We start from the raw sequence: 23,865 nt of genomic DNA, 5'->3' as shown, positions 1-23,865 counted from the left end.
CACCCCCGTCTTCCCGTCCCCGCCCACCGCGGCGGACGGGGCAGGGGCTCAGACCCAGGCGCCCCGCCCGGTCAGCACCGCGCGCAGTGTGTCGATGTGATCGGTCATGATGCCATCCACCCCAAGATCCAACAGAGTCGCCATCCGCCCGGCGTCGTTGACCGTCCACACGTGGACCTGCATGCCGAGCGCGTGGGCCGCGCGGACGAACAGCCGGTCGACGACCGGGATTCCGGACTGCCGCTCGGGGACCTGCACGCACACCGCGCTGCGTCGTACCGCGGCGCCCAGCAGCCGGTCCACCGGCAGTGATCCGCGGCCGAGCGAACGCAGCCGCAGTCCCGCGACGCCCCGGGTGCCCAGTGACGTCGCCATCCGCCGGCCCGCCATCCGCTGCGCCCGCGCGACCCTGGCCTCCGAGAACGAGCCGATGCACACCCGGTCCCAGGCGTCCGTACGGCGCAGCAGTTCCAGCAGCGGTGTCAGCGCGGCCTCCGCCTTGACGTCGACGTTCCAGTGGGCGTCCGGGAACTCCTCCAGCAGGTCAGCGAAGAGCGGCAGCGGCTCACGCCCGGCGACCCTGGCCCGGCGCACCGCACGCCACGGCAGCGCGCCGATCTCGCCGCGGGTGTCGGTGACCCGGTCCAGCGTCGCGTCGTGGAAGGCGACCAGCTGCCCGTCGGACGTGGCGTGGACGTCGGTCTCCAGATAGCGGTACCCCCTCTCCACCGCGCGCCGGAACGCGGCGGCGGTGTTCTCCAGGCCGTCGGCCGCCCCGCCGCGGTGTGCGAACGGGAGCGGGGCGGGGTGGTCGAGGTAGGGGTGGCGTACGGGTATCGCTGGCATCACTCAGGAAGTATCGCGCGCTCCTGCGGGGCGTCGCTGCGGGCCACCACCAGAGGCTGCTGCTCGGGCAGGCCCTTGATCGCGAACCGGCGGATGAAGAACTGCGCCAGCGGACCGATGGCCAGCGCGTAGAGCACCGTGCCCACCCCCGCCGAGCCGCCGAGCAGGAAGCCGACGGTGAGCACGGTCACCTCGATGCAGGTCCGCACCAGGCGCAGCGGGCGGCCCGTACGCCGGTGCAGCCCGGTCATCAGGCCGTCGCGCGGCCCGGGGCCGTAGCGCGCCGAGATGTACAGGCCGGTGGCCGTGCCGTTGAGGAGCACGGCGAAGACCAGCAGCGGGATCCGGATACCGAGCGCGCGGGGGTCGGGGACCAGCGCCAGCGTCGCGTCCATGACCAGACCGAGCACCACCACGTTCGAGATCGTGCCGAGTCCGGGGCGCTGCCGCAGCGGAATCCACAGGAGCAGGACCAGGGCGCCGGTGGCGATGGTGACGGTGCCCATGGAAAGGCCGGTATGTACAGAAATCCCCTGGTTCAGCACGCTCCATGGGTCCAGGCCGAGCCCGGCGCGCAGTTGGAAGCCCATGCTCACGCCGTAGAGCACGAGCCCGACATAGAGCTGTATGAGCCGTCGCGGCACAAAGGAACGCGCCGATTTGTGCCTGTCGTCGATGGACAAAACTCTTCCCCCTCCTGGCAGGATTGGATTGACACATGACACGATGTGGCATGGCACGGCTCAAGATCGAGAGCCAATTCGCAGAAGGTGGACTGAATCTCATGGCGCAGTGGACTTCAGCGGTGGGTGCGACCCAGCTCGCCCGGCTGCTCCGGTCACAGGACCCGCGGGATGCCGAACTCGCCGTGGGCGGCCGGAAGTTGCCCGCCTACCGCAGCCTCGCCGACGGCGTACGCCTCCTCGTCCTGGAAGGCCGCGTCCCGGTCGCCGCCCGGCTCCCCGCCGAACGCGAACTGGCCGCCGCGCTCGGAGTCAGCCGCACCACCGTCGCCGCCGCCTACGAAGCCCTGCGCGCCGAAGGCTTCCTGGAGTCCCGCCGCGGATCGGGCAGTTGGACCGCGGCACCGGCCGGCAGCCCGCTGCCCACCCGCGGCCTGGAACCGCTGCCCCCGGAGGCCGGCGGCTCCATGATCGACCTCGGCTGCGCCGCCCTGCCCGCCCCCGAGCCCTGGCTGACCCGCGCCATCCAGGGCGGCATGGCCGACCTCCCGCTCTACGCCCACACCCACGGCGACTACCCCGCCGGCCTCCCCGTCCTGCGCCAGGCACTCGCCGACCGCTACACCGCCCGCGGCATCCCCACCATGCCCGAACAGATCATGGTCACCACCGGCGCGATGGGCGCCGTCGCCGCGATCTGCCGGCTCTGTACGAGCCCCGGCGAGCGGGTGGCCGTCGACTCCCCGTCGTACGCCAACATCCTCCAGCTGATGCGCGACGCCGGCGCCCGGCTCGTCCCGGTGGCGCTCGCCGAACGGCTGGCCGGCTGGGACATCCCCGCCTGGCGCCAGGTGATGCGGGACGCCGCGCCCCGGATGGCCTACGTCGTCGCCGACTTCCACAACCCGACCGGCACCCTCGCGACCGACGACCAGCGGCGCCGCATGGTCGACGCCGCCAAGGCGGCCGGCACGCTGCTCGTCGTCGACGAGACCATGACGGAGCTCCAGCTCGACGACAATCCCGAACCGCCGCGCCCGGTCTGCGCGTTCGACCCCGGGGGCAGCGCCGTGATCACCGTCGGCTCGGCCAGCAAGGCGTTCTGGGCCGGGATGCGGATCGGCTGGGTGCGTGCGGCGCCTGACATCATCCGCAGCCTCGTCGCCGCCCGCGCCTACTCCGACCTCGGCTCGCCCGTGCTGGAACAGCTCGCCATCGCCTCGCTGCTGGACACCGGCGGCTGGGAGCAGGCCGTCGAGATACGCCGCGACCAGGCCCGCGAGAACCGTGACGCGATCGTCGGCGCACTCCGACGCGAGCTGCCCGACTGGGAGTTCACCGTCCCCCGCGGCGGCCTCACCCTCTGGGTCCGCACCGGCGGCCTCTCCGGATCCCGCATCGCCGAGGTGGGCGAGCGGCTGGGGGTACGGGTGCCGTCAGGGCCCAGGTTCGGTGTGGACGGCACCTTCGAAGGGTTCGTACGGGTGCCGTTCACGGTCGGCGGGGCGGTCGCCGACGAGGCCGCGTCCCGGCTGGCGGGTGCGGCCCGGATGGTGGCGAGCGGCGCCACCGTCGACGCGGACACGCTCAGGGCGTTCGTCGCCTGAGGCGCCACCGGCCCGCGGCGGGGGCGCAACCGGCGCCCACGCGCCCCGCCCTCAGCCCTCCGCGCCCGCGGCCCGCACCGGGCCGTTGACCTTCACCGCACCGTTCACCGGCCCCGCCGCCGCGGCCGGAACCGTCCCGGGAGCCGCCGCGCCACCCGGCGCCGGACCGTCCGCAGGATCCGCCGCCTCCCCGGTCACCGCCTTCGCCAGCTGCGCAGGCCCGCCGCCCGTCGGCAGTCCCGCCTCCCGCTCGCCCGCCGCCGGGCCTGGCACCTGCTCGCCCGCCGGGACCGTGCGGTCGGGAAGCAGCGCGAGTACCGCCTGCCGGTGCGTCTCGCTCGTCGCGTCGTCGAACGGGTCCGGGGTCGCGGGCACCTGGAGCCGCAGTACAGGACCCGCGCCCAGCCGCGCGTAGCCGCGCCCGGCCGGCACCTCGGCCGTCGGCGTGGTGTGCGGCGGCGCCCCGAGCACCGCGCTCACCTCGTCCGCCGTCGCGGGGCCGAGCAGCACCCGGGCGCGGGTGAGTGTCCGTACCGGTTCGCTCAGCAGGCCGGCGCTGTCGCACTGGTCCGCGACCACCACTGTGACCTGCGCCGCCCGGCCGTGCCGCAGCGGCACCTGGAGCAGCCGCTGCGGGTCGTCCCGGCCCTCGGCGACCGCCAGGTGGGCCAGCGCGGTGGGCCGGTCGGCGATGATCCACAACGGCCGCCGGATGTCGTCGGGCGCCGGGCCTCCGGACTGCCGCGCCCGGTTCGCCACGACGAGCCGCCGCTCGGTCTCGTGCGCCGCCCACTCCAGCGTCGCCAGCGCGCCCGACAGGCCGCTCTCCACCCCGAGCACGCCACCGCACCCGGCCAGGCACCCGTACTCACCCGTTCCGCTGCCGTCGATGATCAGGACGTCGCCGTGCTGGAGCGCCTGGAGCGCGAGCGACCGCAGCAGCGTGGTGGTCCCCGACCCCGGCTGCCCCAGCACGAGCAGGTGCGGCTCGGTGGACCGCGGGCCGGTGCGCCAGACGACCGGCGGCTCGTCCCGGGTGCCGTCGGGCCCGTCGACCGGCAGCGTCCGGTGCACCGACACGTGATCGGTGAAGCCGAGCACCGCCTCGCCGGGCGAGGTCACGAACCGCTGCGCGGCGAGGTCGGTGGGCAGCGGACCGAGGACGGTCAGCAGCAGCCGGTTGGTCTCCTCGTCCCACTCGAAGCGGTACTCGCGCCCGCGCCCGCACTTGGCGTGCAGCACCTGCTCGATACGGGCCCGGGACGGGGCCTCGCCGTCGGTGAAGTACGCCGGATACCTCAGCCGGAGCCGCGCGATCCGGCCGTCGTCGTCGAAGGTGTACTCCTCGAACACCTCCTCGCAGTCGCCGCCGTGCGCGTAGAGGGGGCAGGGATCGCCGTCGCTGGAGAAGTACGGGACCAGCGCCTCGTACAGCGCCTGGAGCCGCGCCGACGCCGCCTCGCCGGGTCCGTTCTGCACGGGCGTGTGGTCCCGCCCCGCCCAGGCCGCCGCGCCCATCGCGCCGACCAGCCCCAGCAGCGGCCCGTACGGCACGAACGTCACCACCAGCAGGCAGGCGGCGACGAGGAAGAACAGCGGGCCCCGGCGGTCCTTGGGGGTGGCGGCCCAGCGCTGCCCGCCGGAGACGGCAAGCCTGCGCGCGCCGCGGCCGATGGTGATCAGCGGATGGAACACATCGGTCGCGCTGTCGGCTGCGGTGCGCGCGAACTCGCGGCTGCGGGCGAGGGATGCGCTGTCGGTCAGGATGCGGGGCAGGGGGCGCCGGGCCACATCTGTCTCCTGGGGTCGGTACGCGGCTGTGACGGGCTCTGCGCCCCGTCGCCCCGGCAACGTCCTGCGGAACGGGCTATTCCGTGGACGTCGCCGGTGGCCACGGGGTCGGGGCGGCGGTGAAGGCGCCTCTCGGGGGTGGGCGGCGGGTGCACCGGAGGGGCGAGTCCGGCGCCGCGCTGCGGGCGCGACGGCGGACCCGCTCGCCTAGATCTTGAGCCCTCCCAGGAGGCCGGCCAGGCTCGCGCTGCCGGCCTTGATGCTCGGCGCGATGGCGGACCCCGCCAGATAGAACCCGAAGAGCGCGCACACCAGGGCGTGCGAGGCTTTGAGGCCGTCTTTACGGAAGAAGAGGAAGACGATGACACCGAAGAGTACGACGCCGGAAATGGTCAGAATCATGGGATGCGCTCCTGGGTGGTGGGGACGGTCACCGTGAGTTCTTCCAGCCTCACAGGGCGCATCAAGCCCCCAAAAGCTGCGAATGGGTGATTTATCGTTGAAACCCCCCAAATAGGCCCACCCGTGCAGCGGCCTCCCGCGCCATGTGCTGGGCGGGGCACCGGCCGTCAGCGCCTACCGGCACAATCGGGGGGTGCCGAAGAACAAGCCCCGCCGCGCCGCCGCGGTCACCTCCGAAAGCCCCTGCCCCTGCGGTCGCGACGCGTCCTACCGCGACTGCTGCGCGCCCTTCCACCAGGGCCGCGCCACCGCCCCCACCGCCGAGCGGCTGATGCGCTCGCGCTACGCCGCCTTCGCCGTCGGCGACCCGGCCTACCTGCTGCGCACCTGGCACCCCTCGACCCGGCCTGCCGGTCTGGAACTCGACCACGGCAGGCGCTGGACCGGCCTGGAAATCCTCGGGACGACGGGCGGCAGCGCGTTCCACACCGAAGGCACGGTGGAATTCCGCGCGCACTCCACCCTGCGCGGGCACGCCGACACCCAGTACGAGAACAGCCGCTTCGTCCGCGAGGACGGCGCGTGGGTCTATCTGGACGCGGACGCGGGGGAGTAGGCGCGGGGGAGTAGCGCCTCGGCGCGTCCGCTCAGTGGCCGCGCAGCTGCTCGATCTCGCGGCGGTCCCGCTTGGTCGGCCGCCCCGTGCCCCGGTCGCGGATGCCCGTGAGGGGGATCTCCTCGCGCGGCGGTTCCGGCGGGGTGTTGTCGACGAAACATTCGGCGGCGACGGCCGCGCCCACCCGCTTGCGCACCAGCCGCGAGACCACCACGACGCGCTCCCGGCCCGCGTGCCGCAGCCGCACCTCGTCCCCCGTACGCACCGTGTAGGCGGGCTTCACCCGTTCCCCGTTGACCCGGACGTGCCCCGCGCGGCAGGCGGTCGCGGCCAGCGAGCGCGTCTTGGTCAGCCGCACGGACCAGATCCAGCTGTCGATGCGGGTGTTGCCCTCGTCTGAAGCCATGCCACGACTCTAGGACACGCGCCGGAGCCCGGGGAGTGCCACCGGAAGCGCCGAGGGCCGGGCCCACCCGCGGCCGGGTGCGCCCCGGACACCCGCCCGCCGAGGCGCTCAGGCCGACGCCCGCTTCCCGCCCTTCTTCGCCGCCGCCTTCTTCGTGGCGCTCTTCTTGGCCGACGTGCCGCCGGACGTGCCGGACCTGCCCGACCCGCCCGATCTGCCCGACGACGAGGCGCCGCCCGAGCCGGAGGCCCCGGCCTTCGCCCGCCCGCCCGAGGTCTTCGCCGCCGCCTTCTTCGCACCGGACGACGCGGTCTTCTTCGCCGCCGCCTTCTTGGCCGGGGCCTTCGCCGCCGAGGTCTTCTTCGTGCCGCCCTTGTCCGCACCGGGCTCCGCACCGGACTCCGTGCCGCTCCCGGTGCCCTTCCGGCCCCGGATCGGGGTGACCGACGCCGACTCCTCGCCCTCGTCCGCCGCACCTTCCCCGCGCCCCTCCCGGGCCGCCTTCACGCTGCTCTCCAGCGCGGCCATCAGGTCGATCACCTGGCCGCCCGACGTGCCGGACGAGGCGGGTGCGACCGGTTCGCCGCCCTCCAGTTTCGCCGTGACCAGCGCCTCGACGGCCTCGCGGTAGTCGTCGTGCAGTTCGCCGGGATCCAGCTCGCCCAGGGAATCCATCAGGGTCTCGGCCAGCGTCAGCTCGTTCTCGCGGATCTCGACGCCGTCCGGGACCACACCGGCCGTCGAACGGATCTGGTCGGGCCACAGCAGCGCGTGCATCACGATCGCCCCGTCGTGGGACCGCAGCATCGCCAGGGTCTCCCGTCCGTGCATCGCCACCTTGCCGATCGCGACCTTCCCGTGGTGCTCCAGCGCCTCCCGCAGCAGGGTGTACGGCTTGGCGGCGGCCGGCCCGTTGGGCCCCAGGTAGTAGGACTTGTCCATCTGGAGCGGGTCGATCTCACCGGCGTCGAGGAACGACAGGATCGTCAGCGTCTTCGTGGTCGGCAGCGGCAGCCGGGACAGGTCGTCGTCGGTGATCGGCACGATCGAGTCGCCCGCCTGGTACCCCTTGCCGATCTCCTCGTTCGACACCTCCTCGCCGTCCAGTTCACAGAACTTGCGGTACTGGATCCGTCCGCCGTCCTTGTCGTGGATCCGGACGAAGGACACCGAGGAGCTGCGGTTCGTGGCGCTGTAGGTCTTCACGGGGATGCTGACCAGGCCAAAGGAAATAACGCCGTTCCATACAGATCGCATCATTCATCCCTTATGTGGGATTCTCATCGTATGTCGCCTATTACGGCCGTGGAGGGGCGGCGCCTTTCGCTGACCCGCCTGGAGAAGGTCCTCTATCCCGAGACCGGCACCACCAAGGGCGAGGTGCTGCACTACGTCACGACCACGGCGGGCGCGATTCTGGCGCACCTCCACGACCGGCCGGTGTCCTTCCTGCGCTTCCCCGACGGGCCGGACGGCCAGTGCTTCTTCACCAAGAACGTGCCGCCCGGCACCCCCGCCTGGGTGAAGACCTCCGAAGTGCCCCGCAAATCGGCCGACCACGGCCGCCAGGTGGTGCTCCAGGACCTCTCGTCCCTGGTGTGGGCCGCCAACCTCGTCGTCGAACTGCACGTACCGCAGTGGACCGTGGAGCGCCCCGGAATCGCCGACCGGCTCGTCCTGGATCTCGACCCGGGCGAACCGGCCACCATCGTCGAATGCTGCGCCGCCGCCCGGTGGCTGCGCGACCGGCTGGCCGCCGACGGCCTGCACACCTACGCCAAGACCAGCGGCTCCAAGGGCCTGCACCTCATCGTGCCCGTCGAGCCCACTCCATCGGACGACACCACCGCCTACGCGAAGACCCTCGCCGTCGAAGCCGCGGCGGCGCTGCCCGGACTGGTCGTCCACAAGATGAAGAAGGAGCTGCGCCCCGGCAAGGTGTTCATCGACTTCTCGCAGAACTCCGCGGCCAAGACCACCGCGGCGGCCTACACCCTGCGCGCCCGCCGCACCCCCACCGTCTCCACCCCCGTCACCTGGGACGAGGTCGCCGACTGCACGGAACCCGGCCAACTCTCCTTCCTCTTCGGCGAGATCGCAGGACGGCTGGCGCGCCACGGAGATCTGCTCGGCCCGCTCCTCAACCTCAACCGCGCACGTCCGCTCCCGAGGGCCGTCCGGTGACCACGCTGCCCCGGATCGCCCCCATGCTCGCCACACCGGGCATCCTCCCGGCCGCGCGCGACGACTGGCGGTGGGCGTACGAGAGCAAGCACGACGGGCAGCGCGCCGTCATCGAGCTGCCCGGGGACGGCGCGGTGCTGCTGCGGTCCCGTTCGGGTGCGGACATCACCGCCGTCTACCCCGAGTTGCTGCCCCTGGGCGCCGCCGCCGACGAAGCGGCACCGGCCGTCCTGGACGGGGAGGTGGTCGCGCTCGACGAGGAGGGCAGGCCCGATTTCGAGCGGTTGCAGTCCCGGATGGGGCTGTCGGGATCGCCGGTGAAGGCCGCCCGGCTGGTGCCTGGCAACCCCGTCCATCTCCTGCTGTTCGACGTGATGTTCCTCCGGGGCCGCAGCCTGCTGCGACTGCCGTACGCCGAACGCCGCGCGGCACTGGAGGGCCTCGGGCTCCGGGGGCCGCACTGGTCGACGCCGGCCGCGCTGCACGGGCACGGCGCGCAGGCGCTCGCGGCGACGAAGGAACGCGGCCTTGAAGGCGTGGTCTGCAAGCGGCTCGACTCCGTCTACACGCCGGGCATCAGATCCCGCTCCTGGATCAAGATCCGCAACATCCGGACCGTGGACGCGATCGTCGGCGGCTGGGTGCCGGGCCGGGGACATCTCGCGGGGCTGCCGGGCGCGTTGCTGCTGGGCAGGTACGAGGCGGGCGAGCTGCGCTACATCGGCAACGTCGGCACGGGATGGAACGCCCGCGAACGGGCCCTGCTCGCCGAGCTGTTGCGGATCGCGGCCGTGGACACCTGCCCGTTCGCCACGGTGCCGCCGGTCGCGGACGCCCGGTGGGTCCTGCCACGCCTGGTGGGCGAGGTCCGCTACGCCACCGAGACGAAGGCAGGGCTGCTGCGGCAACCGTCATGGCACCGGCTGCGCCCGGACCTGGCGCCCGGGGACGCCGGGTGAACGGGACCGCCGGACGCCCCGGGTGCGCCAACCGCGTCCGTGGAAAGGGAGATGTCAGTGCCCCGGCATAGATTGGGGGCATGACGGAGGGCACACACGACACCGACACGATGCGGCTGCGGGCGCAGGCAGGTACCGCAGCCGCGGCACAGGCGGCGCCCGGTGCGGCGGCGGACGCAGCCGAGCGGCCGGGGGAGCCACGCGCCGGGCGGCGACGCCACGCGGCGGCCAAGGCCAACGGAGCGATGCGCTCCTCGGTGCTGATGGCGGCGGGGACCATGGTCTCGCGCGCGACGGGCCTGATCCGGCAGGTGCTCCAGGCCGGAGCGCTGGGCACCGGCCTGCTGGCGACGACCTACAACACCGCCAACGTCGTCCCGATGAGCATCTACACCCTGCTCATCGGCGGGGCGCTGAACTCCGTACTGGTACCGCAACTGGTCCGCGCCCGCACCGAGCACCAGGACGGCGGCCGTGCCTACGAGCAACGCCTGGTCACCCTCGTGTTGTGCGTCCTCGGCGCGGGCACTCTCCTCGCCCTGTGGGCCGCCCCGCAGATCGTCGCCGTCTACGCACCCGACGGTGCCGACACACACGCCGCGTTCGACCTCACCGTCGTCTTCGCCCGCTTCCTCCTGCCACAGATCTTCTTCTACGGCCTGTACTTCATCCTGGGCCAAGTGCTCAATGCCCGGCAGAAGTTCGGCGCGATGATGTGGACGCCGGTCCTCAACAACATCATCCTGATCGCGATGCTCGGCCTCTACATCGGGCTGCTGGCGGGCCCGGACCGCATCGAGGACATCACCCAGGGTCAGATCGACCTCCTGGGCATCGGCACCACCCTCGGCATCGCCGTCCAGGGCATCGCACTGATCCCGTTCGTACGGGCCTCCGGCTTCCGCTTCCGCCCGCGCTTCGACTGGCGCGGCGCCGGCCTGCGCAAGAGCATCTCCGCCGCCCGGTGGACGCTGCTCTTCGTGCTGGCCAACCTCGCCGCGATGACCGTCGTCACCCACTTCGCCAACGCCGCCGACCGGCAACTCCCCACCTCAGGCGTCGGCTTCACCGCGTACTCCTACGCGCAGACGATCTGGATGCTGCCGCAGTCGATCGTCACCGTGTCCCTGGTCACCGCGCTGCTGCCCCGGATGAGCCGCGCGGTCGCCGAGCACCGCCTCGACGACCTGCGCGGCGACCTCTCCCGGGCCCTGCGCGTCAGCGGCGTCGTCATCGTGCCGGCCGCCTTCTTCTTCCTCGTCTTCGGGCCGCAGACCGCCCAACTCCTGTTCGCCCACGGCGCGGTGGACGCCGCGTCGGCCGCACCTGCCGGGCACATGCTCCAGGCCCTGGGGCTCGGTCTGATCCCGTTCTCCGCCCAGTACCTGCTGCTGCGCGGGTTCTACGCCTTCGAGGACACCCGTACGCCGTTCTGGATGGGCGCCTGGATAGCGGCCGTGAACATCGTCCTGGCCACCGCCTGTCATCTGCTGCTGCCCGCCCGCTGGTCGGTCACCGGCATGGCCGCCGCCTACGCCGTCGCCTACGGCATCGGGCTGCTGATCACCGCACTGCGGCTGCGCAAGCGGCTGTACGGCAGGCTCGACGGGCGACGCCTGTGCCGGACCTACGGAAAGCTGGCGGCGGCTGCGGCCGTGGCCGGAGTGCTCGGCCGGCTCGCCGCCATGGCCTGCGAGGCCGTCCCGGCGTCGAGCGACTGGGCGCCGGTGCTCGCCCTGATAGCGGGCGGCGCCACCATGGCCCTCGTCTTCCTGGCGCTGGCCCGTGCCCTGCGGATCGGCGAACTGCGGAGCCTGCCGCTGCCGGGGCTGCGGTGAGGTGACGGGCGGCGCCCGCCGAGGCGCGCCGCCCGGCCGGCCGGCCGCCCGCCGCTTACGACGCGGTGCGGGCCGCGGTGCCGATCCAGTTGATGACGGCCGTGGTCGTGGCGTCGTCCAGATCCGCGAGGACGCGCAGCGCCGCCGCGTCCTCCGGTGCCGGGGCGACCCCGGCGGCGGTGAGCGCCACCTGGAGGTCGAGTCGACGGCGGTCGGATGTGGACACCGGTGTGTGCATCCGGCTCTCCGCCTGCGGGGCCGCGTCCTGGGACGGTGCCTCCGGAAGCCGCGGGACGATCGGCAGCAGGTCCTCGGGGCGCGGCGGCGGCAGGAACTCGTCCACCCTGGTGTGCGGGCGGGCCAGCGCCATGGGCACCGTCACGGACGGGAGGCGCAGCGGCAGCGGCTGGGGCCGCCGGGTGGCCGTCTGATGGGTCACCACCGTGGGCCACTGCTCGTGGGCGGCGGGCGCAGGGGTGGGACCGGCCCGGTTGCCGCTTTCGGTGCCGATCGGGGACTGCTCGCAGTACGGCAACATCGGGGGGCCTCCACAGCTCACGATCCGTAAGACGTCTTGACCTCCAGAACCTTCTCAGCGGTACGGGAGTTGCGGAGTCCGCCACGGTTCACCCGATGGGAGCAACACGGCAATTCAGGACAGGGGAGACAAGCCGCCGAGCGGGACGACGAGCCCTCCGCCCTTTACTGGAATGATCGGTTGGAAACTTGTAAGGTCCTCCCCATGGGCAGGAGCAAGGAATTCGACCCGGACGCGGCGCTGCAGGCGGCCCTGGAACTGTTCTGGCGCAAGGGGTACGAGGCCACGTCGATGCAGGATCTGGTCGACCACCTCGGCATCAACAGGGGCAGCATCTACGCGACGTACGGCAGCAAGCACGAGCTGTACCTCAAGGCGCTGGACCGCTACTGCGAGGGGGAGGGCAGCGTGGCGCTCGAACTGCTCAGCCGCCCCGGCTCGGCGCTCTCCGCGGTACGGGACTTCCTGCTCGCGCACGCCGCGCAGTGCCACCAGGACGAGGAGCGCAAGGGCTGCCTGGTGACCAACTCGGCCACCGAACTCCTCCCCGGTGACACCGGTGCCGGGCGCCGGATCGAGACCGCGCTGCGCGATGTGGAGAACGCCCTCACGGGCGCCCTGATCCGGGCCAAGGGGCAGGGCGAGCTGGACGAGAACGCTCAACCCCGTTCCCTGGCCCGCTTTTTGGTCACCTTCATCCAGGGCCTGCGGGTCATCGCGAAGACGCAGGACGAGCGGCGCCTGGACGACGCGGTCGACCAGGCGCTGACGCTGCTGCGCTGAGGCGACCGGCGACTGGCGGCCGACGACCGGTGACCGGTGGCCGACGGTCGGTGACCGGTGGCCGACGGTCGGCCGCTACCCCGGTCGGCACCCCGCCCTCCGTTCCCCCCTCCATGCCTTCCCCCTGCCCTTTTATTGGAACGATCGGTTAGAAAATAATGAAGGAGAGTTGACCGTGCCCCGTGCCGTATATGTGTTGTCGATGGGCATTTTCGCCATGGTGACCAGTGAATTCGTGGTCGCCGGTCTGATGCCGCAGATGGCCGACGGGTTGGGGGTGAGCGTCGCGCAGATCGGCTACCTCATCACCGCATTCGCCGTGGCCATGGCGGCCGGTGGTCCCTTCCTGACCGTCGCAGTGCTGAAACTGCGTCAGAAAAGCGCGCTGTATGTGCTGTTCGCCCTCTTTCTGGCCGGGAATGTACTGGCCGCCGTGGCGCCCGGCTACGGCGTACTCCTCGCGGCCCGGATCATCACCGGCGTCGCCTCGCAGGCGTTCTTCGGCGTCGCCATCTCCCTCTGCGTCCAGCTGACCCGTCCCGAAGTCCGGGGCCGCGCCATCGCGCTGGCCCTGAACGGGCTGATGCTCGGCACGCTGCTGGGCCTGCCGCTCTCCACCCTCATCGGCGAACACCTGGGATGGCGTGCGGCGTTCTGGGTGATCTCGGGAATCGCCGTCCTCGCGGCGCTCGCCACGCTCGTGGGGGTGCCCGCCCTGGGGCGGGCCCCCGGAAGCGGCGGCATACGGGCCGAGTTGACCGCCTTCCGTAACCCCGGGCTGTGGCTCGCGCTCTCCACCAGCACGCTGATCATCGGCGCGACGTTCTCCGCGTTCAGCTACCTCCACCCCATCCTCACCGAGGTCACCGGCTTCGCGTCCGGCACCGTCCCGCTGCTGCTCATCGCGTACGGCGCCGCCACCGTCGTCGGCAACACCGTCGTCGGACGGCTGGCCGACCGGCACACCCTGGGCGTCCAACTGGCAGGTCTGGCGATGAACGCGCTCTTCCTCGCCGGGTTCGCCCTGCTCGCGGGGCGCGCCGTGCCCGCCGTGGCGCTGATGGTGGGAGTCGGTCTGGTCGGCGTCACGATGAACCCGGCGATGGTCACCCGCGTCCAACGGGCCGGAAATGCACGTCCGTTGATGAACACCATCCACTCCTCCTTCATCACCCTCGGCGTCATCATCGGCTCTTCGGCGGGCGGCCTGGCGATCACCGCCTACGGCCTCCGCGCACCGCTCTGGCTCGGCGCGGCGCTCGCCCTCATCGGCATCGGCACGCTGGTGCCCGACCTCATCCGTGCCCGCCGCACCTCCCGGACACCCCTCCGGCCGGCAACTCCGGCCACGGGCACCCTTCCCGCGCCCGCCGCGGCCGTCGCCGCCACCGTCGCCGCCGAGCCGAGTGAGGTCTGCATGGCCGGTTCCTGACGACTCGGATCCGACGAGCCGTGGGCGGAGCGGGGGGCCGGGAAGGCCGGATCAAGGGGGTCGTCTGGGACGAAAAGCGTGGCCGTCACCAGCTGACCACACAACTCTCTCCTCGCGTTCACACTGTGGTGATTACCGCGATGGAAAGCTTCCTGCGGCCGTATACCCAACGGCCGGTATCGGCCGTGCCCCCACATCACGCGGCCCGATGCCACATTTCGGGGAGAGGACACCATTCGTGGACAACACCCGCGTGACCCGCAGAGGTCGCCGCACCGCGCTCGCCGTGGCCGCAGGGACCGTAATGGTCGCGGTGGCCGCACAGGTTCCGGCCACCGCGACGGCCACTCCGGCCGCAGGACCGGCTGCCCGCCACTCCATATCCGCCGCACCCGCGATATCCGCCGGCGCCTACGACGACACGTACTACAAGGACGCCATCGGCAAGACCGGCCAGGAGCTCAAGGATTCGCAGCACCGGATCATCAGCAGTACCCAGACCGGAAAGCTGTCGTACGACCAGGTCTGGGACGCGCTCAAGGACACCGACGAGGACCCGGCCAACAGCGCGAACGTCATCCTGCTGTACTCCGGCCGCTCGCAGAGCAAGGACGCCCACGGCGGGAACCCGGACGACTGGAACCGCGAGCACGTCTGGGCGAAATCGCACGGCGACTTCGGCACCGCCACCGGGCCCGGAACGGACATCCACCACCTGCGGCCCGCCGACGTGTCCGTCAACAGCATCCGCGGCAACAAGGACTTCGACAAGGGCGGTTCGGAGGTCGAGGAGGCGCCGGGCAACCGCACCGACGACGACTCCTTCGAGCCCCGCGACGCGGTCAAGGGCGACGTGGCCCGCATGATCCTCTACATGGCCGTCCGCTACGACGGCGAGGACGGGTTCCCCGACCTCGAACCCAACGACAAGGTCGACAACGGCTCGCAGCCCAACATCGGCCGCCTCTCGGTCTTCCAGCAGTGGAACCAGGCGGACCCGCCCGACACCTTCGAGCAGCACCGCAACCAGGTGATCTTCGACAAGTACCAGCACAACCGCAACCCGTTCATCGACCACCCCGAGTGGGTCAACGAGATCTGGTGACCCGCAGGCCCTGAAACGGGGCGACACGTGCCGGCCTCCCGCAGGACCGGCGCGTGTCGCCCCGGCGCGTCGCGGGGCGCCGTCCGCAAGCCGTCCGCCCCCGGCCCGCGCCGGAGCGGATGACGCCTTCTCAGGCCGTCGGGGGAGCCGGTGAACCGTATGGAGCACTCCAACCGGCGACCGGCGGACGTCGTTCCTAGCGTGGCCTCATGTCGTCAGCGAGTTGGCCTTCCGTCAAAGCCGGTACCGCAGCGGTCGTTTGTGCCGCGTGCCTGGTGGTCACCTGCCCGCCGGCCACCGCCGGGTCGTCCGGCACCGATGATGAGCCGGGCAGCGGAGCGTCCGGCTCCGGTACCCGGCTCGACCGCAGCGGTGTGCAGTTCCGTTCGGGCGTCTCCGATCCCCCATCCGTCTCCGCCCTGTCGTGGATGGTCACCGACGCGGACGACGGGAGGATCCTGGCCGCCAAGAACGCGCACCGGGAGCTGCCGCCCGCCAGCACGCTCAAGACGCTCTTCGCGGTGACCGTGCTCCCGAAGTTCGGGCAGGGGAGCGTGCACACCGTCTCCGAGGACGACCTGTCCGGCATCAACGCGGGCAGCTCCCTCGTCGGCGTCAAGGAAGACATGAGCTACTCCGTCGCCGACCTCTGGCGCGGGGTCTTCCTCAGCTCGGGCAGCGACGCGGTGCACACCCTGGCCTCGATGAACGGCGGTTGGCAGGAGACCGTCTCGGACATGCAGGAGATGGCCCACCGCCTCGGCGCCCGCGACACCACGGTGGAGTCGGCGGACGGCTTCGACACGCCGGGCCAGGTCTCCTCCGCCTACGACCTCACGCTGTTCGCCAAGGCAGGGCTGACCAACCGGGACTTCGCGCGCTTCGCCGCCACCAAAGAGGCGCAGTTCCCCGAAACGGGCGGCCCGGACTCGTTCGGCATCCAGAACACCAACCGGCTGCTGGTGGGCTCGCACGGCGTGACCCCGTACCCCGGCCTGGTCGGCGTGAAGAACGGCTACACCAGCAAGGCGGGCAACACCCTGGTGGCCGCGGCGCAGCAGGACGGCAGGACGCTGCTGGTCACGGTCATGAACCCGCAGTCCGGCCAGTACAACGCCGTCTACGAGGAGGCGCGTGCCCTCCTGGACTGGGGCTTCTCCGCGGAACCCGACGCCTCCCCGGTCGCCATGCTGCCGGACAAGGTGGGATCGGCAATGGCCTCGGTGTCCCGCACCGATGGCGACGACCGTGATCAGGACCAGGACAAGGACCAGGGGCACGAGCAGAACCGGAACCAGGACCAGGACCGCGACCGTGCCCGGAGCGACGACCGCGCCCGTGGTCATGATCACAAGCAGCCCGCGGGGGAGCGCTCCGGTGTGGTCCACGTGTCCACGGTGGGCCGGGGCGACAAGGGCGGCACGGCGCCCTGGGGATGGTGGTTCGCCGTCATCGGCGCGGCACTGCTGACGGGCCTCGGCGCCGAGCTGTGGCGCAGCCGGCGGCGCGGCTGACCGGCCGGGGCCCGGGACGGCGGCTTCCTGCCTCGTACTGGCGTGTCACCGGTCAGGGATTCGGCGGATCCCGATGGCCTCGGCCGGTGAACGATGACGCGACTGCCACGGTGGTGATGACTGGCGGGCGATGCTCGGTGTAGCGTCCTGATCAGCTGTCGTGGTTCCGAAGTGCCGGGCGCCCGTGTCGCATTCACGGGCGTTCTTTCTGTGCGATGCCTCTCCGGACCAGGGCGATCACCTCCGGATCCCGTGCCATGCGGGAGCCGATACGAGCCCATTGAACGAAGGAGACAGGTATGGCCAGCGGCACGGTGAAGTGGTTCAACTCGGAAAAGGGCTTCGGCTTCATCGCGCAGGACGGCGGCGGCGCCGACGTCTTCGCGCACTACTCGAACATCGACGCCCAGGGCTTCCGTGAGCTCCAGGAGGGCCAGAAGGTGACCTTCGAGGTCACGCAGGGCCAGAAGGGCCCGCAGGCGGAGAAGATCCGCGTGGCCTGAGCCCGGCTCACTCCGGCGCCCGCCCCCCCCTTGCCATCCGGGGCGGGCGCCGTCGTCGTCTGCGGACCTTCCCGGCGTCACGGCCTGCGGTCGTTGAGGATCTTCTGGAAGAGCCGGTGATCGCGCCAGGCACCGTCGATGTGCAGATAGCGCTCGGCGACTCCGTACGCCGCGAAGCCGTTCTTGGTCAGCACGCGCTGTGAGGCGACGTTGTCGAGCAGGGTGCCTGCCTGGATCCGGTGCAGGGCCAGCACGGAGTCGGCGGTCTCGCAGACCTGCCGCACGGCGGCGTCGGCCAGACCGCGGCCCGTGTGCCCCACGTCGACCCAGTAGCCCAAGTCGGCGCTGCGGAACTGGCCCCGCACGATGCCACTGAGGACGATCCCGCCGACGATGTCGTCCTCGTCCCCGTCGCCGTCCCGCACCAGCACCCAGGACAGCAGCCGCTCCGCCTCCTCCTCGGCTCGGTGGGCGGCCAGGTGCGCCCGCTGCCCTTCGGTGGTGTAGAACGCGTCGTTCCTGGCCGGATCCCAGTGCTTGAGGTGGTCGCGGCTGCGCCGCTGTGCGCGGGCGAGCCCCGCGGCGTCGTCCGGTGTCACCGGGCGCATCAGGACATCGGGGGCGAGCCGGGCCGAGATAGTGATCATCGGCCCAGCGTAGAGCCGCCGTCGGGCCCTGCGGGAGCCCGCGGGCCCCGCCGTCCGGGCCCGTACACACCTGTGCCCCGCCCGGACGCGCCGGGTGGCGCGCCCGTCACGGGGGCACGGGGGTGGGTGAGCCGGTGCGCGGGCGCCGGTTCACGTCGTCAGGTCTGCGGCGGCTGACCCTGGTCCCCGCGGCCGAACTGGTCCTTGAGCTTTTCCTGGGCCTTGTCCACCTGGCTCTTGTACTTGCCTTGCGTCTTGCTGTCGACGTAGTCGCCGGCCTTGTCCACGCCCTTGCTCGTCTGGCTTTCGTGGCCCTTCAGCAGGCTCTTGAGCTTGTCCATCATGGACATGGGTCATCCTCCTCGCGACGATCCCCCTCGGCTCCAGCATCACCCCCGGCCGCGCGTTCTGCATCCGCGCGCCAGGAGGGCCACCCGGCCGCGGCCCCGCCCGGATGGCCCCCGTCCGGCGGGCGGGACCGCGGGGCCCGGCCGAGAATGCAGCGGTGAGCGATGAACACCGCAGTGCCGACGACGCCGCGCCGCGGCCCGCGCCGGATGACGAGGAACGGCGGCGCGCCAGGATGACGCTGGCCGACCGGGCGCGGGACGCGGACGACCTGTCCCTGCTGATGGACATGCTGGGCCTGTATCCGGGCCGGGACACCCGCCCCACGGCGGGCGGCGGCCGGCCGGACGGGCGCGGGACCGAGGACGAGTGACCCGGGTCCTGGCCCGTCCGGTACCGGGGGTCAGCCGTCGCTGCCCGCCCTGGTCAGGCGCAGCGTGACGATCTGGAACGGCCGCAGCGCCATCCGCACCGTACGGTCATCCCGGTGCAGCTCGGGGCCGTCGTCGACCGGGCGCTCCAGCAGGTCCGTGGCGTGGGCGCCGGCCAGGCCGAAGGCGGTGGTGACGGCGGTGGCGGCCCGCCCGCCGTGTGCCTCGTGCAGCCGGACGACCACGTCGCCGCTGCCGTCGTCGGCGAGCTTCACCGCGGTCACCACGACCGCGTCGTTGTCCACCGTGACCAGCGGCGCGACCGGACCCGCGCCCGGGACGCGGCGTTCGGGGAGGTTGATGCGGTGGCCTTCGCGCACCGCGTCGCCGATGGCGGCTCCGGGCGCGAGGGCGTAGCGGAAGCGGTGCAGCCCCTGGTCGGTCTCCGGGTCGGGGAACCGCGGCGCGCGCAGCAGCGAGAGCCGCACGGTCGTCGTCGTGCCGCGGTCCGGTGCGTCGCGGACGGTACGGGTGACGTCGTGGCCGTACGTCGCGTCGTTGACCAGCGCGACGCCCCAGCCCGGCTCCTCGATGTGCACGAAGCGGTGCGCGCAGGTCTCGAACTTGGCCGCCTCCCAGCTGGTGTTGGTGTGCGTGGGCCGGTACAGGTGCCCGAACTGGGTCTCCGCGGCGTAGCGTTCGGCGTGCAGGTCGAGCGGGAAGGCGGCCTTGAGGAACTTCTCGGTCTCGTGCCAGTCGACCTCGGTGTCGATGTCGACGCGCCGCTGCCCGCGGGCCAGCGTCAGTGTCTGCACGACGCGCGAGGCGCCGAAGCTCCGCACCACCCGCACCGTCGCCGCGTCCCCGGACGCCGCGTCGAGTGTCACCTCGTCCGCCGCGGTCAGATCCGTGACGGTGTTCCGGTAGAACGCGTCCACGTCCCAGGCGTCCCACATGTTGGGGAAGTCCGGGTGGATCTGGAGCAGGTTGGCGGCGCCGCCCGGTGCGACGGCCTCCCGCCCGGCCGTCAGGTCGTACGCGGAGACGATCAGGCCCCGCGCGTCGACCTCGGTCCGCAGCAGGCCGTTGGCCAGCACGAACCCGCCGCCCGCGCGCGGCTCGGCCAGCACGTCGGCGCCGTCGGGCACCGCGGGGGCCAGGGCCCCGGCCGCGACACCTGACCTGGGGTGCGGCGCCGCGTTCGCCACCAGCTCCGCCCCGCCGTCACCGGCCAGCGCGGCCAGCGCGCCGGCGATCAGGCCCTCCAGCTCGGCGGCCACCTCGGCGTAGGTACGTTCCGCCTCGCGGTGCACCCACGCGATCGACGAGCCGGGCAGGATGTCGTGGAACTGGTGCAGCAGCACCGTCTTCCAGATCCGGTCCAACTCCGCGTACGGGTAGGGGTGTCCGGCGGTGACGGCGGCCGTCGCCGACCACAGTTCGGCCTCCCGCAGGAGGTGTTCGCTGCGCCGGTTGCCGCGCTTCGTCTTCGCCTGGCTGGTCAGCGTCGCGCGGTGCAGCTCCAGGTACAGCTCGCCCACCCACACCGGCGCCTGCGGGTACTCCGCCTCCGCCTTCGCGAAGAAGTCCGCCGGCTTCTCCCACACCACGGTGGGCGAGCCGTCCAGATCCCGCAGCCGGCGGGCCTTGGCGATCATCTCGCGGGTGGTGCCGCCGCCGCCGTCGCCCCACCCGGTCGGCGCCAGCGAGTGCCGTGCCACGCCCTTGTCCTTGAAGTTCCGCGCCGCATGGGCGATTTCGCTGCCCGCCATCTGGCAGTTGTAGGTGTCGACCGGCGGGAAGTGCGTGAAGATCCGGGTGCCGTCGATGCCCTCCCAGCGGAACGTGTGATGCGGGAACGCGTTGATCTGGCTCCAGGAGATCTTCTGCGTCAGCAGCCACTTCGCGCCCGCCGCCTTGATGATCTGCGGAAGCCCGGCCGCGAACCCGAAGGTGTCGGGCAGCCACGCCTCGTCGTTCTCGACGCCGAACTCCTCCAGGAAGAACCGCTTGCCGTGCACGAACTGCCGCGCCATCGCCTCCGACCCTGGCATGTTGGTGTCGGACTCCACCCACATGCCGCCAGCGGGCACGAACCGGCCGTCCGCGACCGCCCGCTTCACCTTGGCGTAGACCTCGGGGCGGTGCTCCTTGATCCACGCGTACTGCTGGGCCTGGGACATCGCGAAGACAAAGTCCGGCTCGTCCTCCAGCAGCGCCGTCATGTTCGACGTGGTCCTGGCGACCTTCCGCACCGTCTCGCGCAGCGGCCACAGCCACGCCGAGTCGATGTGCGCGTGCCCCACCGCGCTGATCCGGTGCGCCGACGCGCCCGCGGGCGCCGCCAGCACCTCGCGCAGCTCCGAACGGGCCGCCTGTGCACTCCCGTTGACGTCCTGGAGGTCCACCGCGTCCAGCGCCCGCCCGATGGCCCGCAGCAGCTCCCAGCGCCGGGGCGAATCCACGGGCAGCTCGGCCATCAGCTCCCCGAGCACCTCCAGATCCTGGATCAGCTCCCACACGGTGGTGTCGAACACCGCGAGATCCAGCCGCGCCAGGCGGTACTGCGGCTCGTCGCCCGCGGTCTCCCGGTCGCCCAACGCGGTGGGCTGGAACGGGTGGACGTCCAGGATCACCGGGTTGGACGCGGCTTCGAGGTGCCATTCGACGCGTTCGCCGCCCTGCACCGGCGCGCCGGCCCGCACCCACTGGTTACGGGGGTTGATGGCCTTCACCGGGCTGCCGTCCGGCGTGTACACCAGCGCCTCGCACTGGAACCCGGGCATCCGCTCGTCGAACCCCAGGTCAAGGACGGCCTCCACGGTCCGGCCCGCCCACTCGGCCGGCACCTCGCCGGTCACCTTGAACCAGGTCGTCGCCCAGGGCGCACCCCACGCGTCGCCGACGGCCACCGGCGTGTGCTCCGCCGCAAGACCCTCGGCCACCGGGACCGGCTCACCCGGCGCGACCCAGGCCGCGACCTCAAGCGGCACCGCGTCCGGGTACAGGGCGGGCCGGATCCGTTCGTCCAGCACCCGCTTGAGGCGGGCTTCGATCAGTGCGCGATCGTCATGCATGCAGGTGGCTCCGTAGTGTCGTGATGAGGGTGTGTGCGGTGGTACGGGAGGGGCGGTCGGCTACCAGGAGTGCCGGATCACGGCGGGCTCCGACGCGGTGAACAGTTCGCCGACCGCCCGGATGCGGAGCACGGCGGCCGGTTCTGTTCCGGCGCGGCGCAGCCCCGGCAGGTGGAACGCGGTGCCGCAGGTGCCGCCGATGAACCGGACGCCGCCGCCCGGCAGTTGGCGGGACAGCTCGTAGTGGCGCACCGGGCCGGGAGCGCGCCGCCAGGACAGCCGCAGAGCGGTCGCGCCGCCGGCGGTCGCCGCGTCGGTGACGACCGCGCCGGTGGGCGCCGCCGGTATCGCCGCGGCGCCGTCCCGTACGGCCAGCAGGCCGAGCCGCCACCCGACCGGGGTGCCGCTGCGGCCGGTCAGCCGCACACCCAGCGCGTGCAGGGTGCCGGGCGCGAGGGTGCCGAGCGGTACGGACGTACGCCGCCAGCCGTCGCCCGGTACGACGGTCCCGGCCGGCAGATAGGCGAAGGGGGCCGGCTCCCCGGGGGCCGACGGCTCGCGCAGCGCGACGGCCACCTCCACGGTGACGGGCCCGGAATCCGCGTCGGCCCGGTACACCAGATCGACCGTCGTGGCGCCGCCGACCGGCAGCCGGGTGCCGTACAGCTCCACCGTCGCCGGCGCGACGAGGTCACCGCGCACCCGCAGGCTGCTGCCGCCGCGCCAGGCGTCCTGGAAGTCCAGCGCCACATCGGGGCGTTCGCCATCGGTACGGACCACCCAGCGCCGGGCGGGCAGCCGGTCCTGGAGCCCGAGGTGATGCCACGGCGCGTCGGACACCGCGGCGCCGCCCTCGTACCAGCGCAGCCCGTGGCCGGTGTTGAACGACGTCCCGAACGGCAGCGCGTCGAGCGTGGAACGGTCCGCCACGGCGGTGGCCGGCGCCCGCCAGCCGCTGTCGGTGCCGCCGGGGCGGGCCGGATCGAGGCCCGCACCGGACCAGAAGCGGTCGTCCGCCGCGTGGAACTGCTCGGGCGTGCGCCCGTCGGGCAGGTGGTTCAGCGTCCAGTCCGGCCGGTAGAAGCCGTACGAGACCACGTGGTCGCGCCCGGCCGGGATGATCGCGTCCCAGTCGGTTGCGGTGTCCCAGCCCGCGGACTCGACGTCGACGCCGGCCCACAACGCGTACCGGCTGCGGCCCAGTTGCTCCGCCAGCCGCCCTGATGCGGCGAGCTGCTGCGCACTCCAGCGGAAGTCCACGAACATCGAGTCGGCGACCGGCCCGTGCGCGTCCTGGAAGAACGCCTGGTTACGGGAGTTGAGGGCGCCCTGCCAGCCCACCCGGCCGTCGGCGTCCATCGCGTCGTACCAGGTGATGCGCAGCCCGCGGCCGGTGCCCGCCGTGCGCAGCGCCCGCAGGAACGCCTGCATGTCCGCGGCCAGCGCGGCGTCCCCGCCATCGGTCTCGGCGTTGATGAACCACCCGTCGAAGCCGTACGCGTGGGCCACTTCCACCAGCTTCGCGGCCAGCGGGAAGCGGCCCGCCGCGTCCTTCTGCACCAGATCGCGGGTCCAGCGCAGCTGCCCGCCGTACGCGACGGGCGGCAGGAACACGGTGCCGAGTACCGGCACGCCGTTGCGGTGCGCGGCGTCCACCACCGGAGCGTTGGGCGCCAGAATCAGCCCTTCGCCGGACGAGCCGCCCCAGAAGACCAGTTCGTCGAGGTAGGCCCAGTGGGTCGGCGTGTAGCGGTCGGCGGTGGCGGAGCCCTGCGAGGGGTTGCCCGCGGTGTGGTCGAACGCCGCCAGGGCACTGATCCTGGCCTGGCCCTCGCGGGCCGTGGTGTTCGCGGGGACCGGCGTGAACCGCCGGGCGAGCGGCACCGTCGCGGTGTTGAACGCCAGGTCGCGGTCGGCCTGCGGGGTCCACGCCAGCAGGCTGCGCCAGGTCACGCCGTCGCCCGGCGTGCCGGACGGCAGCGAGTCGGGGAACCAGTACGACGCGTACGGCTGGAGAGGCGCGGCCTCACCGGCCGCCGCCCGGGGCCGTGCGGCGGCCGGGACCGTGCCCAGCGACGGGCCGAACAGCGCGGCGGCGGCACCGGCACCGGCCAGCACCACACGGCGGCGGGACATCGGGAACGGTTCCTGGGGCATGGGCTCCTCCGAAAGCGCGGACGGTGAACGGGCGGGACGGCCGTGGCTCTGGCACCGC

22 protein-coding genes are annotated in these 23,865 nt (G+C 72.4%); 11 read left to right on the top strand and 11 right to left on the bottom strand.

All coding sequences use genetic code 11. The features are described from left to right. Positions 1–48 precede the first annotated feature (48 nt). Together ACIBK8_RS23985 and ACIBK8_RS23980 are read right to left on the bottom strand one after the other, a co-directional pair. Positions 49–846, bottom strand: a complete 798-nt coding sequence (locus ACIBK8_RS23985; RefSeq protein WP_399043883.1) for a glycerophosphodiester phosphodiesterase — start codon at positions 844–846, stop codon at positions 49–51. After that, complete coding sequence (locus ACIBK8_RS23980; protein ID WP_399043974.1) at positions 846–1,436, bottom strand: YitT family protein; 591 nt, start codon at positions 1,434–1,436, stop codon at positions 846–848. The genes ACIBK8_RS23985 and ACIBK8_RS23980 overlap by 1 nt, the downstream gene beginning before the upstream one ends. Positions 1,437–1,630: 194 nt before the next feature. Between ACIBK8_RS23980 and ACIBK8_RS23975 the strand changes: the two genes are divergently transcribed. Then, the gene (locus ACIBK8_RS23975) at positions 1,631–3,136 is read left to right on the top strand and encodes a PLP-dependent aminotransferase family protein (RefSeq protein WP_399043882.1); all 1,506 of its coding nucleotides are present in this window, start codon (positions 1,631–1,633) and stop codon (positions 3,134–3,136) included. Between the two features lie 51 nt (positions 3,137–3,187). On the opposite strand, the gene ACIBK8_RS23970 is transcribed toward ACIBK8_RS23975, so the two are convergent. Beyond that, on the bottom strand, positions 3,188–4,927 hold the full coding sequence (locus ACIBK8_RS23970; protein WP_399043881.1) for a hypothetical protein: 1,740 nt from the start codon (positions 4,925–4,927) through the stop codon (positions 3,188–3,190). 207 nt (positions 4,928–5,134) lie between these two features. Next, on the bottom strand, positions 5,135–5,329 hold the full coding sequence (locus ACIBK8_RS23965) for a hypothetical protein (protein ID WP_393680882.1): 195 nt from the start codon (positions 5,327–5,329) through the stop codon (positions 5,135–5,137). A 193-nt stretch (positions 5,330–5,522) separates the two neighbouring features. Between ACIBK8_RS23965 and ACIBK8_RS23960 the strand changes: the two genes are divergently transcribed. Further along, positions 5,523–5,945 (top strand): YchJ family protein, encoded by a 423-nt coding sequence (locus ACIBK8_RS23960; RefSeq protein ID WP_399043880.1) that lies wholly within the window; start codon positions 5,523–5,525, stop codon positions 5,943–5,945. A 31-nt stretch (positions 5,946–5,976) separates the two neighbouring features. On the opposite strand, the gene ACIBK8_RS23955 is transcribed toward ACIBK8_RS23960, so the two are convergent. Both ACIBK8_RS23955 and ACIBK8_RS23950 read right to left on the bottom strand, forming a co-directional pair. Beyond that, positions 5,977–6,351, bottom strand: coding sequence for an RNA-binding S4 domain-containing protein (locus tag ACIBK8_RS23955; protein WP_399043879.1), 375 nt, complete (start codon positions 6,349–6,351; stop codon positions 5,977–5,979). 108 nt (positions 6,352–6,459) lie between these two features. Continuing rightward, positions 6,460–7,608, bottom strand: coding sequence for a Ku protein (locus ACIBK8_RS23950; RefSeq protein WP_399043973.1), 1,149 nt, complete (start codon positions 7,606–7,608; stop codon positions 6,460–6,462). 30 nt (positions 7,609–7,638) lie between these two features. Here ACIBK8_RS23950 and ligD (ACIBK8_RS23945) point away from each other — a divergent pair, with 30 nt between their 5' ends. The 3 genes from ligD (ACIBK8_RS23945) (at position 7,639) to murJ (ending at position 11,332) form a co-directional block, all read left to right on the top strand. Beyond that, on the top strand, positions 7,639–8,535 hold the full coding sequence (gene ligD / locus ACIBK8_RS23945; protein ID WP_399043878.1) for a non-homologous end-joining DNA ligase: 897 nt from the start codon (positions 7,639–7,641) through the stop codon (positions 8,533–8,535). After that, positions 8,532–9,494 (top strand): non-homologous end-joining DNA ligase, encoded by a 963-nt coding sequence (gene ligD, locus ACIBK8_RS23940; RefSeq protein ID WP_399043877.1) that lies wholly within the window; start codon positions 8,532–8,534, stop codon positions 9,492–9,494. Before ligD (ACIBK8_RS23945) ends, ligD (ACIBK8_RS23940) begins: the two co-directional genes overlap by 4 nt. Positions 9,495–9,739: 245 nt before the next feature. Continuing rightward, positions 9,740–11,332, top strand: coding sequence for a murein biosynthesis integral membrane protein MurJ (gene murJ, locus ACIBK8_RS23935; protein ID WP_399043972.1), 1,593 nt, complete (start codon positions 9,740–9,742; stop codon positions 11,330–11,332). A 55-nt stretch (positions 11,333–11,387) separates the two neighbouring features. Here the strand turns inward: murJ and ACIBK8_RS23930 are convergent, their stop codons facing one another. Then, on the bottom strand, positions 11,388–11,870 hold the full coding sequence (locus ACIBK8_RS23930) for a hypothetical protein (RefSeq protein ID WP_399043875.1): 483 nt from the start codon (positions 11,868–11,870) through the stop codon (positions 11,388–11,390). 204 nt (positions 11,871–12,074) lie between these two features. Between ACIBK8_RS23930 and ACIBK8_RS23925 the strand changes: the two genes are divergently transcribed. The 5 genes from ACIBK8_RS23925 (at position 12,075) to ACIBK8_RS23905 (ending at position 17,207) form a co-directional block, all read left to right on the top strand. Beyond that, positions 12,075–12,653, top strand: coding sequence for a TetR/AcrR family transcriptional regulator (locus tag ACIBK8_RS23925; RefSeq protein ID WP_399043874.1), 579 nt, complete (start codon positions 12,075–12,077; stop codon positions 12,651–12,653). Between the two features lie 175 nt (positions 12,654–12,828). Beyond that, on the top strand, positions 12,829–14,085 hold the full coding sequence (locus tag ACIBK8_RS23920; RefSeq protein WP_399043873.1) for an MFS transporter: 1,257 nt from the start codon (positions 12,829–12,831) through the stop codon (positions 14,083–14,085). 238 nt (positions 14,086–14,323) lie between these two features. Beyond that, positions 14,324–15,190 (top strand): endonuclease I family protein, encoded by an 867-nt coding sequence (locus tag ACIBK8_RS23915; protein WP_399043871.1) that lies wholly within the window; start codon positions 14,324–14,326, stop codon positions 15,188–15,190. 209 nt (positions 15,191–15,399) lie between these two features. Beyond that, a complete protein-coding gene (locus ACIBK8_RS23910) occupies positions 15,400–16,704 on the top strand; it encodes a D-alanyl-D-alanine carboxypeptidase family protein (RefSeq protein ID WP_399043870.1) in 1,305 nt (434 codons plus the stop codon). A gap of 299 nt (positions 16,705–17,003) precedes the next feature. Further along, a complete protein-coding gene (locus ACIBK8_RS23905) occupies positions 17,004–17,207 on the top strand; it encodes a cold-shock protein (RefSeq protein WP_399043869.1) in 204 nt (67 codons plus the stop codon). Between the two features lie 77 nt (positions 17,208–17,284). Here ACIBK8_RS23905 and ACIBK8_RS23900 read toward each other — a convergent pair whose 3' ends face one another. Further along, the gene (locus ACIBK8_RS23900; protein WP_399043868.1) at positions 17,285–17,854 is read right to left on the bottom strand and encodes a GNAT family N-acetyltransferase; all 570 of its coding nucleotides are present in this window, start codon (positions 17,852–17,854) and stop codon (positions 17,285–17,287) included. Between the two features lie 158 nt (positions 17,855–18,012). Beyond that, the gene (locus ACIBK8_RS23895; protein WP_399043867.1) at positions 18,013–18,204 is read right to left on the bottom strand and encodes an antitoxin; all 192 of its coding nucleotides are present in this window, start codon (positions 18,202–18,204) and stop codon (positions 18,013–18,015) included. 155 nt (positions 18,205–18,359) lie between these two features. Here ACIBK8_RS23895 and ACIBK8_RS23890 point away from each other — a divergent pair, with 155 nt between their 5' ends. Then, a complete protein-coding gene (locus ACIBK8_RS23890; protein ID WP_393680856.1) occupies positions 18,360–18,575 on the top strand; it encodes a hypothetical protein in 216 nt (71 codons plus the stop codon). Between the two features lie 30 nt (positions 18,576–18,605). On the opposite strand, the gene ACIBK8_RS23885 is transcribed toward ACIBK8_RS23890, so the two are convergent. Then, the gene (locus tag ACIBK8_RS23885) at positions 18,606–21,650 is read right to left on the bottom strand and encodes an alpha-mannosidase (RefSeq protein WP_399043866.1); all 3,045 of its coding nucleotides are present in this window, start codon (positions 21,648–21,650) and stop codon (positions 18,606–18,608) included. A 60-nt stretch (positions 21,651–21,710) separates the two neighbouring features. After that, positions 21,711–23,807, bottom strand: coding sequence for an endo-beta-N-acetylglucosaminidase (locus ACIBK8_RS23880; RefSeq protein ID WP_399043865.1), 2,097 nt, complete (start codon positions 23,805–23,807; stop codon positions 21,711–21,713). Positions 23,808–23,865: the final 58 nt, after the last annotated feature.

This window comes from Streptomyces sp. NPDC050161 (genome assembly GCF_044460025.1).
Taxonomy (GTDB): domain Bacteria; phylum Actinomycetota; class Actinomycetes; order Streptomycetales; family Streptomycetaceae; genus Streptomyces.
This window is presented reverse-complemented; position numbering and strand designations above follow the sequence as displayed.